Source organism: Bacillus sp. CZDM1, assembly GCF_055502545.1.
Genome location: NZ_JBUESO010000001.1, coordinates 44048 through 60487 on the forward strand (window position 1 = coordinate 44048; position 16440 = coordinate 60487).

General features: G+C 36.9%; 17 protein-coding genes and 1 riboswitch. Of the genes, 9 read left to right on the forward strand and 8 right to left on the reverse strand.

Annotated features, from left to right (window positions below):
* The first annotated feature begins 201 nt into the window (after positions 1 to 201).
* Together ACY3XC_RS00245 and ACY3XC_RS00250 are read left to right on the forward strand one after the other, a co-directional pair.
* Positions 202 to 1428 (forward strand): immune inhibitor A domain-containing protein, encoded by a 1227-nt coding sequence (locus tag ACY3XC_RS00245; protein WP_464866803.1) that lies wholly within the window; start codon positions 202 to 204, stop codon positions 1426 to 1428.
* A 134-nt stretch (positions 1429 to 1562) separates the two neighbouring features.
* Entirely contained in the window at positions 1563 to 2603 is a 1041-nt protein-coding gene (locus ACY3XC_RS00250) for a choice-of-anchor J domain-containing protein (protein ID WP_464867442.1), read from the forward strand.
* Between the two features lie 110 nt (positions 2604 to 2713).
* Here ACY3XC_RS00250 and ACY3XC_RS00255 read toward each other — a convergent pair whose 3' ends face one another.
* From ACY3XC_RS00255 to ACY3XC_RS00275, 5 genes are all read right to left on the reverse strand, one after another.
* Complete coding sequence (locus tag ACY3XC_RS00255; RefSeq protein ID WP_179159070.1) at positions 2714 to 3208, reverse strand: L,D-transpeptidase family protein; 495 nt, start codon at positions 3206 to 3208, stop codon at positions 2714 to 2716.
* Positions 3209 to 3275: 67 nt separating this feature from the next.
* Entirely contained in the window at positions 3276 to 4778 is a 1503-nt protein-coding gene (locus ACY3XC_RS00260; protein WP_464866805.1) for an aminotransferase class V-fold PLP-dependent enzyme, read from the reverse strand.
* 109 nt (positions 4779 to 4887) lie between these two features.
* Positions 4888 to 5232 carry a hypothetical protein gene (locus tag ACY3XC_RS00265; RefSeq protein ID WP_179159287.1) on the reverse strand — a complete coding sequence of 115 codons (345 nt, stop codon included), beginning with the start codon at positions 5230 to 5232 and terminating at the stop codon, positions 4888 to 4890.
* Positions 5233 to 5377: 145 nt separating this feature from the next.
* A complete protein-coding gene (locus ACY3XC_RS00270; protein WP_179159072.1) occupies positions 5378 to 5773 on the reverse strand; it encodes a sporulation protein in 396 nt (131 codons plus the stop codon).
* A 105-nt stretch (positions 5774 to 5878) separates the two neighbouring features.
* Positions 5879 to 6019: riboswitch (cyclic di-AMP (ydaO/yuaA leader) on the reverse strand.
* Positions 6020 to 6180: 161 nt separating this feature from the next.
* Positions 6181 to 6906 carry a polysaccharide deacetylase family protein gene (locus ACY3XC_RS00275; RefSeq protein ID WP_179159073.1) on the reverse strand — a complete coding sequence of 242 codons (726 nt, stop codon included), beginning with the start codon at positions 6904 to 6906 and terminating at the stop codon, positions 6181 to 6183.
* A 120-nt stretch (positions 6907 to 7026) separates the two neighbouring features.
* Here ACY3XC_RS00275 and ACY3XC_RS00280 point away from each other — a divergent pair, with 120 nt between their 5' ends.
* The 3 genes from ACY3XC_RS00280 to ACY3XC_RS00290 all read left to right on the forward strand — a co-directional run bounded on the left by ACY3XC_RS00280 (position 7027) and on the right by ACY3XC_RS00290 (position 9440).
* On the forward strand, positions 7027 to 7815 hold the full coding sequence (locus ACY3XC_RS00280) for a Cof-type HAD-IIB family hydrolase (protein WP_464866807.1): 789 nt from the start codon (positions 7027 to 7029) through the stop codon (positions 7813 to 7815).
* A 170-nt stretch (positions 7816 to 7985) separates the two neighbouring features.
* Entirely contained in the window at positions 7986 to 8858 is an 873-nt protein-coding gene (locus tag ACY3XC_RS00285) for a MerR family transcriptional regulator (RefSeq protein WP_464866809.1), read from the forward strand.
* 54 nt (positions 8859 to 8912) lie between these two features.
* Positions 8913 to 9440, forward strand: a complete 528-nt coding sequence (locus ACY3XC_RS00290) for a MerR family transcriptional regulator (RefSeq protein WP_179159076.1) — start codon at positions 8913 to 8915, stop codon at positions 9438 to 9440.
* Positions 9441 to 9520: 80 nt separating this feature from the next.
* On the opposite strand, the gene ACY3XC_RS00295 is transcribed toward ACY3XC_RS00290, so the two are convergent.
* Positions 9521 to 10495, reverse strand: a complete 975-nt coding sequence (locus ACY3XC_RS00295; RefSeq protein ID WP_179159077.1) for an acyltransferase family protein — start codon at positions 10493 to 10495, stop codon at positions 9521 to 9523.
* Between the two features lie 273 nt (positions 10496 to 10768).
* On the opposite strand from ACY3XC_RS00295, the gene ACY3XC_RS00300 reads away from it, so the two are divergent.
* A complete protein-coding gene (locus ACY3XC_RS00300; protein ID WP_179159078.1) occupies positions 10769 to 11746 on the forward strand; it encodes an NAD(P)H-dependent flavin oxidoreductase in 978 nt (325 codons plus the stop codon).
* Positions 11747 to 11796: 50 nt separating this feature from the next.
* On the opposite strand, the gene ACY3XC_RS00305 is transcribed toward ACY3XC_RS00300, so the two are convergent.
* Positions 11797 to 12282 carry a nitroreductase family protein gene (locus ACY3XC_RS00305; RefSeq protein WP_464866810.1) on the reverse strand — a complete coding sequence of 162 codons (486 nt, stop codon included), beginning with the start codon at positions 12280 to 12282 and terminating at the stop codon, positions 11797 to 11799.
* Positions 12283 to 12429: 147 nt separating this feature from the next.
* Here ACY3XC_RS00305 and ACY3XC_RS00310 point away from each other — a divergent pair, with 147 nt between their 5' ends.
* Entirely contained in the window at positions 12430 to 12768 is a 339-nt protein-coding gene (locus ACY3XC_RS00310) for a hypothetical protein (RefSeq protein ID WP_464866811.1), read from the forward strand.
* A 33-nt stretch (positions 12769 to 12801) separates the two neighbouring features.
* Here the strand turns inward: ACY3XC_RS00310 and ACY3XC_RS00315 are convergent, their stop codons facing one another.
* Positions 12802 to 13533, reverse strand: coding sequence for a M50 family metallopeptidase (locus ACY3XC_RS00315; RefSeq protein ID WP_179159081.1), 732 nt, complete (start codon positions 13531 to 13533; stop codon positions 12802 to 12804).
* 196 nt (positions 13534 to 13729) lie between these two features.
* Here ACY3XC_RS00315 and ACY3XC_RS00320 point away from each other — a divergent pair, with 196 nt between their 5' ends.
* Together ACY3XC_RS00320 and ACY3XC_RS00325 are read left to right on the forward strand one after the other, a co-directional pair.
* Complete coding sequence (locus tag ACY3XC_RS00320; RefSeq protein WP_464866813.1) at positions 13730 to 14860, forward strand: ABC transporter ATP-binding protein; 1131 nt, start codon at positions 13730 to 13732, stop codon at positions 14858 to 14860.
* The gene (locus tag ACY3XC_RS00325; protein WP_464866814.1) at positions 14860 to 16416 is read left to right on the forward strand and encodes an ABC transporter permease/substrate-binding protein; all 1557 of its coding nucleotides are present in this window, start codon (positions 14860 to 14862) and stop codon (positions 16414 to 16416) included. Before ACY3XC_RS00320 ends, ACY3XC_RS00325 begins: the two co-directional genes overlap by 1 nt.
* Positions 16417 to 16440 lie beyond the last annotated feature (24 nt).

Sequence of the window (16440 nt, forward strand, 5' to 3'; positions counted from 1 at the left end):
ATTTTCATAACACATTTATTTTTCTCTATAATTTGATAGATTACTACAAAAGAGTCAAGTTTTTTGTCGAAACACCATGATATTAGACCTACTTTCTGATGAACAGTGCTAATAATTCGGGTAAATATTCCTATTGTTTTGTCCTAATTTTCGAAATATTATATTAATACGACCGTACTACAATTGAAATGGGGAATGAATTTGAATAAGTTTATAAAAACCAGCCTTTCTTCAGTTATGCTTGCAGGTACTTTATTTGCAGGATTCCCGAGTATTGATGCTTCATCTAAGGATGTGGGACTCATACATAAAGCGGAAGCCTCTTCTTTTTCTTCAAACAGCTCACTTGACCTAGCGATTGTGAATGAAGAGAGATTAATAGAATCTTTTATTAAACAAGGGCTCCTCTCAAAAAATGCTTCAGAAGAAGTAAAGCAAAATTTCCTAAAGAACTACCTTGAGTTAAAAGGGAAGCAATCAAAAGTTAAGGAATCAGACCCATTGGCAGCAAAAGTAAAAGCTGCTGAAGCAGAAAAGCAAAGTAAGTTTAAAGAGTTTAACAATGGTTTATTAAATGGAGATGGAAATAAAAACGGACACTTAAAAGGGAATCCCGATCCCGTAAAAGAAACCGCTTACAATGGTGAAAAAAGAGAAGACAAAGTACTTGTCCTAGCTGTCGAATACTCTGACTTTGCCCATAATAACATTAAGCCTAATGAAACGGATAACTATTATTCAGATTATCCATTAGAACACTTTGAAGATATGATTTTTGGGGAAAATGGTGTAGAAGGTCCGAAAGGTGAAGATTTTGTTTCCATGAAACAATTTTATGAAGAGCAGTCAGGCGGAACTTACTCAGTTGATGGTAAGGCATTTGGCTGGTTAAAGGTTCCAGGAACTGCCGCTTATTATGGCGGAGATAAAGCTACGGGTGGTCATGATAATGTTACTCCAGGTGGATCTAAGCAGTTAGTAATTGATGCTTATAAAGCTGCATTAGCTGCTGGGGTTCCAGTAGATCAATATGACAATGAGGATGTTCACGATTTAGATGGAGATGGAAATATTAAAGAGCCTGATGGTTTAGTCGACCACTTAATGATTATCCACTCTGGTGTTGGTCAAGAAGCTGGTGGAGGTTCATTAGGAAATGATGCCATCTGGTCACATCGTTCAGCGAAATTTATTGACACTGATGGATTAGGTAAAGGTTTACCAGGTTTTTACGATTACACAATGATGCCTGAAGACGGTGCAACTGGAGTGTTCGCACATGAGTATGGTCATGATTTAGGCTACCCAGATGAATATGACACAATTTATTCTGGTACTGGTGAAGCAGTAGCGTACTGGTCGATTATGGCAGGTGGTTCATGGGCAGGTAAAATTGGCGGTACCGAGCCAACTGGATTCTCCCATTAGCAAAATCATATTTCCAATCCTACCTAGGTGGAAACTGGACAAATGATACTGTTGAATTAGACTGGAATGAAGTATCTACAAAAGGAACACAAGTATTACTTGATCAAGCAAACTCTCCAAATGGCAAAAACGCAATTGCTGCAAAAGTAAACTTGCCGCAAAAGGCTACAAATATTAATACTCCTGCCACTGGCTCCTTCGAGTACTGGGGCGGACAGCAAGATGAAATAGATACAAACATGGTTACAACTGTGGACTTAACAGGAAAGACCTCTGCAACTTTAGAATTTGATGCATGGTATCAAATAGAACAGGATTGGGATTTTGCTTTTGTACAAGTCTCTGAGGATAGCGGTACAACTTGGAAATCTCTAAGCAATAGCAACACGGTTTCAAGTGCAGTGCCTGAAGCATATCCAACAATCGCTCCTGCCCTGCCTGGTTTTACAGGTGATAGTAATGGCTGGACGAAACAAGCATTTGATTTGTCTGGTTATGCAGGTAAAAATGTACAACTTCGCTTCCGTTATATTACTGATTGGGGAACTTCGGAAAAGGGTTTCTACGTAGATAACATTAATGTTACAGCAGATGGCACTTCTGTTGTGACTGATGGTGCAGAAACAACATCAGCATTTACTTTAAATGGTTTTGAAAAATCAGACGGAAATAAGTACTCTGATCACTACTACCTATTAGAATGGCGTAACCATGCAGGGGTTGACCAAGGTCTAGCCAATATCAAACGTGGACAATCATTAATGAGCTATGATGGCGGTCTTGTTGTCTGGTATGTGGACCCAACTTTTACTGACAACTGGACAGGTATTCACCCTGGGGAAGGCTTTGTAGGCGTTGTAGATGCTCATACAAATACAGACTTACTATGGAGCTTTGACAACGGTTCAGCACCAGCCCAAGCATCTACTCGTTACCACATCGCAGATGCAGCTTTTGGTTTAAATCCTACATCTGGATTAAATCTTGACTATCCTGGTCTTCAAACATTGTTTGGACCAAGTCAACCAGCGGTTTCTCTATTTAATGACACCAACTCATTTATGAATACATTCATGCCAGATGCTGGCCGTAATATTGGTAACTTCGGACTTAAGGTTCGTGTAAATGGACAAGCAAAAGACAAATCAGTTGGTTCGATTGTTATCTACAAATAACCAAAAAATCTCACCTCCCCTTTTATGGAGGTGAGATTTTTTATTGATTTTATATAAGTGGTCACTCATGAAACCTTTCATAATACTTGATAAAATAAATGTAGCGATTATCAAGGCCGGATGATTACTCTTGTGCCGTTGGGAACCTTTTCGGCAAGCTGAAGAACATCCCGGTTATGCATTCTAACACAACCTGCTGATACAGCTTTACCTATCGAACTCGGATTATTGGTGCCGTGAATACCATAGCCTTGTTTGGATAATGAAAGCCATAAAACACCATATGGTCCACCCGGATTCATTTGTCGGTTAACAATTACAAAATCACCTGTTGGGGTAGCACTCAGCATTTTTCCAACGGCAATCGGATAGATTTTCTCCAGCTTGCCACTCCGGTATAATGAAAGTCTTCTTTTTCCAATCGAAATTTGAATCGAAAAGGGAATTGTATTGGGGTCTGGCAGACCAGGGATTTGAATTTTTTGTCCTACATATAATTGCTGGTAGTTGACCCCGGGATTTGCTGCATAAAGACTAGCGAGGCTTACCCGATAATCCAAAGAAATTTGATAAAGGGTATCGCCCCGCTTCACAATATGAATCATGATATCCCACCTTTTTTTCTTATAACATATGTTGGAATATCTGAACCGTTGCCTACCATAAAAGATATCAAGTTAGATCAAAAAAAGGTGCCATATCCTTTCGGATGTGTTGATTATAGAAATAATCATTACTGACTGGGTCATACATATAATCCTTTTTCCAATCAGCAATGTTCCTAGTTATCTCTTTCATGGCCTCAACAAACAATAAAATTTCCGCATTGGTCATAATTGGATGCAGTGAAAACCGGACCCACCCTGGTTTAGTAGATAGATCTCCCTGATCAATTTGTTCAGCGATTTGCTTCGATTTATGTTTGTCAATTTCCAATAAATAATGACCATATGTTCCTGCACACGAGCAGCCACCGCGAACCTGAAATCCATATCGATCATTTAGTAAACGTACAATAAGATTGTAATGAATATCCGTAATAGTAAATGAAACAATTCCGATTCGATTGCGTTGATGACTCTCTAATACATGCAGATTAGGAATATTCCCTAATCCAGATAAAAGCAGCTCGAGCTGTTCTTTTTCTCTCGCTAAAATTTGTTCTATTCCCATTTGTTCCTTTAATCTGATACATAACGCTGTACGGATTGCCTGAAGGATCCCTGGTGTTCCTCCATCCTCACGATGCTCAATTTCGTTAATGTATTGGTGTCCACCCCATGGATTTGTCCATGTCACCGTCCCCCCTCCTGGATGATCTGGCACCTTATTTGTATAAATTCTTTTATCAAAAATTAAGACACCGCTCGTACCGGGTCCACCTAAAAATTTATGCGGAGAAAAGAAAATGGCATCGAGTTTTTCCATAGGGTCATCTGGGTGCATATTCATCTTCACATAGGGAGCTGAGGCAGCAAAATCCACAAAGCAAAGACCTCCGTGCTTATGCATGATTTTGGCCATCCTATGATAAGGAGTCTGGATTCCCGTTACGTTCGAGCATGCTGTAAATGAGCCAATCTTAACCGCTCGGTCACGGTACTGTAACAAAAGTTGTTCCAAATGATTAACATCTACTAGACCTTCTGAGTCAGGTCTAATAATCTCAACATCCGCTAATGTCTCAAGCCATGAAGTTTGGTTAGAATGGTGCTCCATATGTGTGAGGAAAACAACTGGCCTATCCTTCTCTGAAAGCTTAATACTGTCTTTCCATTGTTCCGGGACTCGAACCCCCATTATTCTCTGTAATTTGTTCATTACAGATGTCATTCCAAATCCATCAAGAATGACAGCGTCGAAATCATTGGCATTTACATGTTCCTTGATGATTTTTTTTGATTGATTATAGATACCCGTCATCATTAAACTCGTAATATTTGATTCCGTATGAGTATTGGCCATAAAAGGACCCAATACCTCTGAAACCTTTTGTTCAATTGGTCGAAATAATCTTCCGCTTGCCGTCCAATCAGCATATATTATAGGTTTTCTTCCGTACGGCGAGTCAAATTCCTGATGATTGCCGATAACCTGAGACCGAAATTTTTGAAAATATTCCTCAAGATTGTCCGGCAGTGTATACCACTTACTTCCGATCCTTGCAGTAATCATGCTTCAACACCTCTCTGTGAGAATCTGTGTTAATTACTATATGCAAAGCTTTTTCACTTGCCGACAAAAAAAGCCTGATCCATTTGGACCAGACTGTTATCCTTTATAATTAAATAGGATTCTTTGCAGATTCCTTACGATTCACTTCATCAATTTTTTGAACAAACATGTGAAAAACTCGCTGCTTCTCTTCTAGGTCTTTTATATACTCTTTTAATTGGTTATAACTTTCCTCAAACGGTTTATGATACCTCTGTCGTATACTTTCAATAATTTCTTCGTTCACCGTTGATTGAATGACTTGCTTGGTAATCCCGTATTTGTAAGAATATACCTTTAACTCTTGTGCCACTTCTTCATATTCTTTATCAATTTCGATAAGGACTGATGAAATATCATCCTTCCACTCTTCTAGTGATTTCTGTAAATAGGATTTAACCATTGTGTCTTCCATCATTGCACCCGCCTAATAAAGTCTAATGTTACCTTCATTATAACGGTGATTGTTTACAGCCTAATTTCTAGTAGTTTACAATGCTATATCAATAAATAGGATAATGTTCCGATTTACATTAAATAACTAGTTTAATAGATACATACTAAGAAACGGCATCTATCATAATTGGGACATTTTGCGTAATATTGTTTGCATTTCCTAAATCAATATTAATGATTAAAGAATAGTTAAAAGTTTCTTGATTTTTTTTAATATCGTCAGGAACATTGATTAAGAACGAAATTTTTCCAGTCTGGTTTGGACTACACTCAAAAGAACAGAAAACGGAATGACTATTTACTATTTCTTCTACAAATGCCTGGGAATCAATCCCTACTAGATCGATATCATATCTTTTTATTTTATTTTTTAACAGGCCGCCTGTTATCTCAATGGTACCGTTAATAACACTTCCGGCTTCGTATACCTTCTTATCCAAATGGACCATTGTTTTTGGCAAACCTATCTTTAGCTTTGTTAAATAATCTTTTAATGTCATTTTCTTCACCTGTTCCCTAAAATAGGCATAATAAAAGACCAACAGTAAATCAAGCTGCTTAAAGTGTTAATCAAAACAAAAAAGCCCCTGTACTTGGCGGTCCATGACCTCCTTCGCTTTAGCCGACGAAGTTAGCTGACGGGTAGGATGGCGAAAGAAATTCTCATCCCTTCTACAATAGTAGAATTAGCCCCAATAAATTGGTTCCTCCGTACCCATTTTGATGGGTTTTGGCCGAAATATTTAATTTAATATTGATTATGACGATAATTTTATCCTCAACCTGATTACTTGTAAAGAGTGATATTCGCCTAAATTAACTGCCTAATCTCCAATTTTAAATAAAAACAATGATTTCTCTAGTGTTTGCTCATGTTTCATCGATATTTGACAACTTTGTCCCTTTTTTATTTTGTAATTAATTTTGCGAATTCTTTTAAATTGGTTGAATACTTAACATACAGTCGCGGCAGGTAAAAATCCTCGTTTTTGATATCCTTTTTCGAATAAATTTCTGGTGTTGTCGTCAATCCAAATGAATAAAACTTTTTCGTTTCTGAAGCTGTACGTTCATTATAACTTCCATATGGATAGGCTAGGGCAATGACAGGTTTCCCTGTTATCTTTTCTATTTTCTCCTTCGATCCTTTTAATTCATAGTGGAGATTTTCTGACTTTGTCAAATCTGGATGTGTAGCTGTATGCGACTGAACAGAAATAACACCAGAGTCCGACATCATTCTTAATTCTGAAATATTTAACCGATTTACATTACCGACAAAATCCGATATTACAAAAAAAGTTGCTTTTGGCTTAAAAGTTTCATCCTTTAACCTCTGGAGAATCTCAAAAGCGTTACGATTATTTTTATACCCATCATCAAAGGTTAGAAAAATAGGTTTCTTTATTTTACCAAGTTGATTCCACTGTTCGAATGTTACTAACGTATATCCCTGATTTTTCAAATAGATCATTTGCTTTTCGAAATTCTCGGGAGTTACAAATAACTCTTTGGACCCTAGACCGGAATAATTATCAATGGAATGATAAACTAAGATAGGTACCTTTTGCTGTGAAAAAACTTGGTCAGGCAAGCAAATGAGAAGAAGAAGAAGAACTACTAGTTTTAACATGCAGTAAAGCCTCCCTTTTTTTCCAAGCCAGTTTTACCTAGTATTCCTCAGTCCGTATGTTTTATCTCTTAAATAAACATGATAAACTGAAAGAATATACCTAATTTAAGGAGAGGTTTAATGTCTGATTATAAGGTTTTATTTTTAGATATTGATGGAACCATCATTAAGCCGGATGATACCATCGAGGATACTGCGATCAATGCAATTCGTCAGGTTCAAGAAAAAGGAATTGAGGTTTTTTTAGCCACTGGCAGACCTTTACATGAAATCAGGGAACTTGCGAAAGAGTTAAATGTCCATTCCCTCATTGGGTATAACGGTGCATTTGCCATTTATCAAGGTAAAGACCTATTTCAAGAGCCAATGAACAAGGAAAGTGTCAAACAATTTATTGATATTGCGAAAAAAAATCAACATGAACTTGTTTTGTATACGAAAGACCAAAATATATTTTCTGATATAGAAGCAGATGGTGTAAAAGAATTTATAGAAAAGTTTCACTTACATAAAAATGACTCCTATTCACCATCAAACGATTATGAAGTTCTCGGAATGACCTTGATCAATTTAAAAACAAAGGATACTGCATTATATAAACATGAAGATCAAATCCACTTATCACAAGTAAATCTTGAAGGTATGCTTCATTGTTATGACGTGATTAGAGATCAAGTCAATAAAGGCATTGGTGTTCAATATGTCCTGAAGCACCTTGGATTTAAGAAGGAAAATGCTATTGCATTCGGTGATGGAATGAATGACAAAGAAATGCTTCTGAGTGTTGGTGAAGGATTTGCAATGGGAAATGGCCATCCGGACCTCTTTCAATATGCTAAACATAGAACCACTTCCGTAACAGAATCAGGTATCTATAATGGATTAAAAGCATTAGGGATTATCGAGTAAGCGAAAGCTGTGCATATGCACAGCTTTTTTTGCATGAATTTGTTGGTATTTCGTGTTATCCGTCTTGTTTTGATAGCTTTTGTCACCCTGCAGGAAAATGGGGTGCACCTTATAGAAATTACTATCCATAGATGTTTTACCGTAAATTGGATAGAAGGGATTTGAATATTATGAGAACTTTCACGTTAAAGGAAGTTTCCAAAAAAATAAATGTTAAGCCAGCTACATTAAAAAAATGGGAAAAGGAACTTGAGGAATATCTTGATATACCCAGGACCAGACAAGGCGCTAGAATATATTCGGAGGTAGAATTAGATTTACTCTTGGATATTAAACAAATGTACGAAAACAAATTAAGCACAGAGATGATCCTACAAAACTTACAAACGAAGGATGAACCAGTAGAAAACGAGATTTCTGAACCCCCTTCCTCCTCTTTGCCAATTGTTTCAGAAACCATGCCCGAAATAACGAATGAGGAAAATGCTATTAAGAATGCCGATCAATTTTTCGATGCCATGGATACTTATAAGCAAACCTTCTTAAGTGAGGTAAAAGATGAAATTCGAAGTGTTCTCCGTAAAGAGGTAGTAGAAGAAGTAAAAAAGGAAATCTCTAAAGGTACATTCTATACAGTGAAGTCCATTTCTGATTCCATCTATAAATCGTCAGCTTCGACAAAAGCAGAAATTGAGGGACTTTCGGAACACATTGAAAAATCAGCAGAACAGACGACAGAAAGACTTCATTATTTATCAAAAAGTATTGTCAATGCCTCACACGAAACTTCTGAAGAGATTTATACGTTATCAAAGCAATTGTCTGAATCTACGGAGGAACTTGCTCACTACGTAGATATTACAAATACAGAAATCATGAGTTTATCGGAAGTTATCGAAAAGGACCGTGAAGATCGCGGGAAAGAACGTGACCAATTCCGAAATGAAATCACGCAAAGAGAAGCTGCTTTTCAGGATTTATTAACAAGTTTTCGTGATGTAGCCGCTGCACGGGAAAAGAAATGGTGGAAGTTCTGGGAGTAAAATCGTCACGACACTTGCTGCTATGGTCAAATTTTTCAAGTGGAGGGGATCATTATGAACACTAGTGAAGTAGCAAAATTATTAGGGGTATCAGCAAGTACCATTCAACGATGGGTAAAACAGCTTGAACTGCCAATGGAGCGTAATGAACGGGGACATTATCATTTTAATAACGAGGATATTGATCTTCTAAGAAACATTCAAACACAAATTCAAAATGGGACCTTACTTCAAGAAATTGCACCTGTTCAGGAAAAGAAAACTAGGAAAGGAACTGTTAAAGCAGCTCCTGAGCCAAACGCAGAACTGGAAAGATTGTATACCATTGTTAACGAATTAGAAGCAAAGGTAAACTCAAAAGCAGATTCTGTCGCCTCCTATCAGCTCCTGCAGCACCGCAGGGAAATAGAAGAATTACAGAGTCAAGTCATAGACTTAACAAAAAAAGTGGAATCCCTACAATCACAGCTTTTTGAGATTATGAAAACCACCCTCCCTGAAAAACCTCTAGTATTAGAACATGGAAAGCTAAATAGAAAAAAGAAGAATTTGGTTAGTTCGTTATTTGGGTTTTTAGGGTAACTAGAAAAACATAAGCGCCTTGCATAGGGGCTTATGCTAGACAAAAAAAGAGCGGAATGTGTTCAGAACACATTCCGCTCTTATATTTTTAATTCAACAAGGGGCTGTGTATATTTTTTAATCATATAACTGCCAAGTACAATACAAACCATAAAGGAAAAGACAATTAAAAATAAATAATTTTCTGAAATGGCATCCGGTAAAATAGATTGAATGGACTTAATGATAAACCCATGGAACAAGTAAACATATAGTGTTCTTTCACCTATTTTCGTTATTCGGTACTGATTCGATGGGATTAATGGCAAGAAGCCAAAAACTACAATTAAAGTTAAAACATATTGCCAAGCACGCAGCAGTCCGTCCGTAAGCTGCATTCCTCCCATGTTTTCATAAGAGGTGTCCCCTAACAGCCATGGAACAGCATTTTCAGGAAAACTTGATCCAAAATATAAAAACGTAAAAATGATAATGATAACTCCCGCTGGAACAGCATACTTTGCCCCAATGATTCGTTTTAAATGGTCCCCGTTTAATAAGAAACCTAACAGAAAGTATGGAAAGAAAACAAACGTCCGAGATATACTCATAAAACTTCCTGCATCCTCAAAATAACCAATTGCAATTCCTAATAAAACCGAGATGAGCAAACCCACCCATTTTAATTTCGCAAATACATACAGCAGTAAATTCCAGAAAAATAAACTTAGTAAAAACCACAATGACCAATGAGGCTGGAACAGATTAAATTCAAGCGTTTTTTCCTTCCCGACTAAAAAATAAACCACAGAATAGATAATCTGAAAAATAAAATAGGGAATCAAGATCTTTTGAACAGATTTAAGCAAGTACCCTTTATTTTTAAAACCTTTGGCAAAATATCCGGAAATCAAAATAAATGCTGGCATATGAAATAGAAAAATCACGGTATATAAAGTAAATAAAACCTTATCTTGATCCTTATAAGGGCTAATCATATGTCCGAAAACAACAAGAAAAATTAAAATAAATTTTGCATTATCAAAATACTTACTTCTACTTGTAGTCGAAGCCATCCTATCCCTCCAAAACAAAAAGGTATTGTAATAAAATTCTCAGATTGTATTTACACTATTTTACCTCAGTAATATTACAGAAGGATTGAATATAAATTACTTTCTATGTCAGTGAATTTACAATTTCAAAATAATAATCGAAATGTCCTATGCTTAATTAACTATTTATTGGTAATAAATTCTACAACCAACTTTTAGGACCTGATGATAAAAATCACATACACAAAAAAAGATTCATGATAGTATACAGGGTAAGTTTTATATTCTTAAACAATGAAACGGGGTTATAAATTGAACTTTCCACAATTAAAAATTGCACATATCATGCCAAAGGTTCCGGTTTTTCAAGGAGGAATGGGTGTTGGTATTTCATTAAGTAAACTGGCTTCTGCGGTTGCAAATGCTGGAGGAGTTGGAATTATCTCAGGTACTGGTATTACTACGGATGAAATGCGTGATCATATTAGAAAAGCAAAAAGTCTTGTAAAAGACGCAGGTTATATTGGCGTAAATGTCCTGTTTGCAATGAATGATTTTGCAGAAAAAATGAAAGCCGCTCTAGAAGAAAAAGTTGATTTTATTATTTCAGGGGCAGGAATTTCAAGAGATATGTATGCTTGGGGCAGACAGGCTGGCATACCCGTTATTTCGATTGTTTCTTCAGCCAAATTAGCAAGAATTTCAGAAAGACTCGGTGCTGCAGCGGTAGTGGTTGAAGGCTTTGAGGCTGGCGGACATCTTGGAACTGACAGACCGATGTTTGACATACTTCCAGAAGTAGTCGAAGCTGTATCGATTCCTGTTCTTGCTGCTGGTGGTATCATGACTGGTGAAGATATCGCCAAAGCACTTTCAATGGGGGCTTCTGGGGTTCAGATGGGCACACGATTTGTAGCAAGTGAAGAATGTGACGCTCCGCTTGCATTTAAACAGAAATATGTTGATGCTCGTAAAGAGGATACTTTGTTAGTCAAAACAACTGTCGGCTTACACGGGAGAGTAATTTCTAATAACTTTTCTAAATTAATCAGTGGCCCAGACAAATTAAAAATTGCCAAATGCCATGATTGTTTAAAAAATTGCTCTTATCGTTTCTGTACACTCGATTCCTTACTCGTATCTGTTGGCGGAGATGTGGAAAATGGACTTGTCTTTGCTGGTGCACGGGTAGATGAAATCAAGGAAATCCTCCCTGTCCAGCAAATCATGGATAATCTAACCACAGAATATCAAAACGCTATTCAACAATAAATTAGCTAAATAAAAAGAGACAACCACATTTTTGAGGTTGTCTCTTCTCATTAAGGTAAATTTTTTATTTTATTCATGATGGATGTTCTTGGTTTAGCTTCTGGAATAATTTCAGGATAACCAATTCCCAATACACCAACTAGGTCATAATTTTCAGGAACTTCTAATATTTCCTGGTTTTTTGCAGTAATTCCGATAGATGACCAGAAAGTACCTACACCTTCGGACCATGCCGCTAAATTAAAGTTTTGAACAAAGCAAGCTGTTGCCAAGGCGTTTTCCTCTTTCTCAACCGCCGAGGCACCATGTTTAGATACTACTGCAATAAGTATAGGCGCATTTCCAAAATCCGTCTTATGTTTAAGTTTTGCCCTCGTATCAGGACCGATAAAATATACCTCCCAGGGTTCTGTCATTCTGTGATTAGGAGCCATTTTCGCTGCCTCTAACCATGAGTATATCAAATCAAGCTGAACAGAATCGGATTTAAATTTTTTGATATTTCGCCGGCTTTTAATAACTTCAAGAATATCCAATGTATCCCCTCCTCTAACGGTTGAAAAACCACATTAATCTATCCTATGTTGCTTTTATAAAAATATTAATACACCCTAAGGATTCAGATTTTTATCCGTCACTAATTCCTTTGCCCTGAATAATATGTGGGCGAGGAGGCGAATATAATGAATAATTTTCACTATGGACCTATTGGCAATCCAGGCTATCAGGGTCAAGAATATAACGATTATCGAAATATCATGAATACATGCCAGCGTTATATGAATTATCATGTGGTTGGTCAAATGAACGATGGCACTCAAATGAATGGTATACTCCAAGACATGGATGATGAAGGAGTAACAATGCTCGTTCCTGAGGATGTCGATGATGACTCCGATGACATGAGATATGGCGGGTACGGTGGTTACGGAAGACGCAGGTTCCGCCGTTTTAGAAGACGCCGCTTTCCATACAATGTCTTTGTATTCCCATTTTTCTTCCCATTCCCTTATTACTATTAATATAGAAGGAGCTCGCCATTATGGTGAGCTTTTTTAATAATAATCTTTTGTTCCTTCTAACTGATATTTCGGCTGTACATCTACCGCACCAATACTGAACAATCCTCTCTTGAATCCAAGAAAGATGAAAAAAAGTGACTGAGCAAAGAAGAATATCCCCCATCCTTGAGCTGGTATAAATGCTGTTAATTGAGATAAGTTTGTTGCGTCCCCAGCTGCATGCGGCTGAATTAAACTAATGATGAAAATATCATATGCGGTACTTACTGATTCTACTAAAATGACACAGGAAATTAACAATACAAGGTTTTGAATTACCTTTTGACTTCCTTTAATAAGCAAGGCTAGAAATAAAGTACCAAAGGATGCAAGCCAGAATAAACCATAGAAATTACGGACCCATAAGATAAAATTGATTACAATCAAACCTAAAAGCATATCGATAAAAAGTGTATGTTTTTTCTTTTTAATTAACCAAAATGATACATATGCCATCAACGATGAAATCAAATAACCTGCTGCACAAGTGATAAAGTCAATAATCCAAATTGATTGTGTGCCGTGTGTAACTCCATCTCCATTCATAAACAATGAAATGGATTCAACATTACCCCCAAATAGAGCAATAAATGCGTGACCAGATTCATGGATCACCGTATTAATAATTCTAAAATAATCACCTATTATCGGAATGTGTATTAAAACAAATGCCAACCCAAGGAAGAGGAAAAATTTAATACTAAGCTTTTCTTTTATATATTCCAATTTACTTTCCCCCTCTTTTCACTAAGCTTCCTTTTTTATTTCCATCTTAACATTTTTCTTTATATTCTGAAAATTTTACGTTCTATTATCTAGCAAAAAGGCGACCGACAAAATAGAGCTTGATTCGACAAACCAACAACCTATGCGTTATGATTAAGTTGTTGATATTCACAACCGTTATTATTTTTTAGGAGGAATGAATTTGATAGAGTTTAAAGATATTGTAAAGAAATATAGAAATAAAACGATTATTAAGCCTTTCTCTGTTGATATTGAAGCTGGTCAACTCGTTGTTTTTATTGGACCCAGCGGCTGTGGGAAAACGACATTACTAAAGATGATTAATAAATTAATTCAGCCATCTGCAGGTAAGATTTTTGTGAACGGTAAGGATATTTCCAACATGAATGCCATCGAGTTAAGGAGAAATATTGGCTATGTCATCCAAAATACAGGTCTCTTCCCCCACATGTCGATTAGAGAGAATTTGGAATTAATCCCAAAACTAAAAGGTGAAGACCCTAATAGAATTGCTGAGAAAACGGAGGAACTTCTCCATGTAGTTGGATTAAATCATAGTGAATTCTTAGACCGATTTCCAAAGGAATTAAGTGGCGGACAGCAGCAAAGAGTTGGGGTAGCAAGAGCCTTTTCAACGGATTCAGATATTATTTTAATGGATGAGCCCTTTAGTGCCTTGGATCCCGTAACAAGAAACTCGCTGCAGGATGAACTCGTTCAAATGCAAAAGGAACTCAACAAAACCATCATTTTTGTCACCCATGATATGGACGAAGCCATAAAAATAGCCGACAAGATTTGTATATTAAAAGACGGCGATATTCTCCAGTTCGACACCCCTGAAAATATTCTCAAGAACCCAGCCAATGAATTTGTCGAAGGATTTATAGGAAAGAGAAGAGTTTGGAATAACCCTGAATTATTAATGGCTGAAGATATTATGATTCCTAACCCTGTAAAGATTACTACTAAGCGAACCGTTTTACAGGCTATTGAGATAATGAAATCCAACAAGGTCGACAGCTTAATGGTAACCGACAAAAATAATATTTTAATAGGATTGGTGACTTTAAAAGGAATTCAACTACTAAACCGAAATTCTGAGATTGATAGTGTTATGGAGAAAAATGTACTAGCTGTATCTGAGGATAGTAACTTAATTTCCATTTTAGCAACGATGAATGAACATAAAATTGGCTATGTGCCTGTTATTAATCATTCGAAGCAATTAACTGGACTTATAACCAGAAGCAGTATTTTATCGGCTTTAAGCAGTCAACTAATTGATTTGGAGGTGGCCTTTTAATGAGTGACTTTTATAACTATTTAAGTGGAAACTACGAACAGATTATTGATTTACTAGGCCAACATATTTATTTAAGTATTATTTCCGTCCTCGTTGCGGTAATTATCGGGATTCCGTTAGGCATTTTGATCTCACGGCAGCCAAAGCTGTCAAAGCCGATAATTGGAACAACGAACGTCATCCAGGCAATACCAAGTTTGGCCTTACTTGGATTCTTAATTCCCTTTATTGGTATTGGCAGTGCACCTGCCATAGTAATGGTTGTCCTATATTCACTTCTTCCAATCGTAAAGAACACCTATACAGGATTAACGAATATAGATCCTGACATTCTGGAAGCCGCCAAAGGTATCGGTCTGACCAAGAGTCAAACAATGAAAAAGGTTCAGCTGCCGTTAGCTTTTCCGATGATTATGGCGGGTATCAGAATTTCTGCCGTAACAGCAGTCGGATTGATGACCATCGCAGCATTCGTGGGTGCAGGAGGCCTAGGTTATCTCGTATTCTCTGGTGTACAGACCGTTGATAATTACATGATTCTTGCAGGTGCAATTCCAGCCTGTATCCTTGCCCTTTTAATCGACTTTGTTGTTGGTAAACTTGAAACGTCATTTTCCTACACAAATAAACGAAAATCCGCATCTAAAACGAGCAGCAAAGTAAAGCGTATCGTAATCGCATTTGCTAGTATATTCATAGTTGCTGCAGGTGCCTTTACCGTTTATTCAAAGGCAAATGCCGCAGATAAAGTTGTCGTAGGCTCTAAGAATTACACTGAACAATTGATTCTTGGGAATATGTTGGCTGATTTAATTGAAGGTAAGACAGATCTTGAGGTAGAAAGAAAAATGAATCTCGGCGGCTCACAGGTAGCTTTTAGTGCTATCAAAAATGGTGATGTAGATATGTTTGTAGAATATACAGGGACCGGACTTGTAAATATTCTCAATCAAAGCCCACAAAGTGATCCTGACAAGGTTTATGACTATGTAAAAAAAGAATTCAAGGAGAAGTTTGGTATCGACATGTTAAAACCTCTTGGATTCAATAACACCTATGCATTAGCAGTACGTCAAGATACGGCTGAACAATATAATTTAAACACCATCTCCGATCTTGCTAAAGTAAGTGAAGGCATGATTATGGGTCCTACCATTGAATTTCCAAATCGGGAGGATGGATTAATTGGTCTTTCTAAGACCTATAATTTGAAGTTTAAAGATGTAAAAGCGATAGACGGTGGATTGCGCTATACTGCGCTTGATAATCATAAGAGTGATGTCATCGATGCCTTTTCTACTGATGGATTAATTGAAGAATTTGGATTAAAGGTATTAGAGGATGATAAAAACTTCTTCCCTCCTTATTATGCTGTTCCCATTGTCAAAGAAGAGACATTAAAAGAGCACCCCGAACTAAAAGAAGTACTAAATTCACTTGCTGGTATACTGACAGATGATAAAATGCGAAAGCTTAATTACAAAGTTGACAGCCTGAAGGAATCACCAGCAAAAGTAGCAAGAGAGTTTTTAAAAGAGGAAGGTTTAATAAAATAATCGAAGCCGGCGCTGCCGGCTTTT

Bases quoted from the DNA above. Each gene is read 5' to 3' on its own strand.
- ACY3XC_RS00325 (WP_464866814.1), top strand. From the start codon at position 14,860: ATGAGTGACTTTTATAACTATTTAAGTGGAAACTACGAACAGATTATT.
- ACY3XC_RS00260 (WP_464866805.1), bottom strand. From the start codon at position 4,778: ATGATTACTGCAAGGATCGGAAGTAAGTGGTATACACTGCCGGACAAT.
- ACY3XC_RS00275 (WP_179159073.1), bottom strand. From the start codon at position 6,906: ATGTTAAAACTAGTAGTTCTTCTTCTTCTTCTCATTTGCTTGCCTGAC.
- ACY3XC_RS00320 (WP_464866813.1), top strand. From the start codon at position 13,730: ATGAATTTGATAGAGTTTAAAGATATTGTAAAGAAATATAGAAATAAA.
- ACY3XC_RS00285 (WP_464866809.1), top strand. From the start codon at position 7,986: ATGAGAACTTTCACGTTAAAGGAAGTTTCCAAAAAAATAAATGTTAAG.
- ACY3XC_RS00295 (WP_179159077.1), bottom strand. From the start codon at position 10,495: ATGGCTTCGACTACAAGTAGAAGTAAGTATTTTGATAATGCAAAATTT.
- ACY3XC_RS00300 (WP_179159078.1), top strand. From the start codon at position 10,769: ATGAAACGGGGTTATAAATTGAACTTTCCACAATTAAAAATTGCACAT.
- ACY3XC_RS00310 (WP_464866811.1), top strand. From the start codon at position 12,430: ATGAATAATTTTCACTATGGACCTATTGGCAATCCAGGCTATCAGGGT.
- ACY3XC_RS00265 (WP_179159287.1), bottom strand. From the start codon at position 5,232: ATGGAAGACACAATGGTTAAATCCTATTTACAGAAATCACTAGAAGAG.
- ACY3XC_RS00290 (WP_179159076.1), top strand. From the start codon at position 8,913: ATGAACACTAGTGAAGTAGCAAAATTATTAGGGGTATCAGCAAGTACC.
- ACY3XC_RS00255 (WP_179159070.1), bottom strand. From the start codon at position 3,208: ATGATTCATATTGTGAAGCGGGGCGATACCCTTTATCAAATTTCTTTG.
- ACY3XC_RS00280 (WP_464866807.1), top strand. From the start codon at position 7,027: ATGTCTGATTATAAGGTTTTATTTTTAGATATTGATGGAACCATCATT.
- ACY3XC_RS00270 (WP_179159072.1), bottom strand. From the start codon at position 5,773: ATGACATTAAAAGATTATTTAACAAAGCTAAAGATAGGTTTGCCAAAA.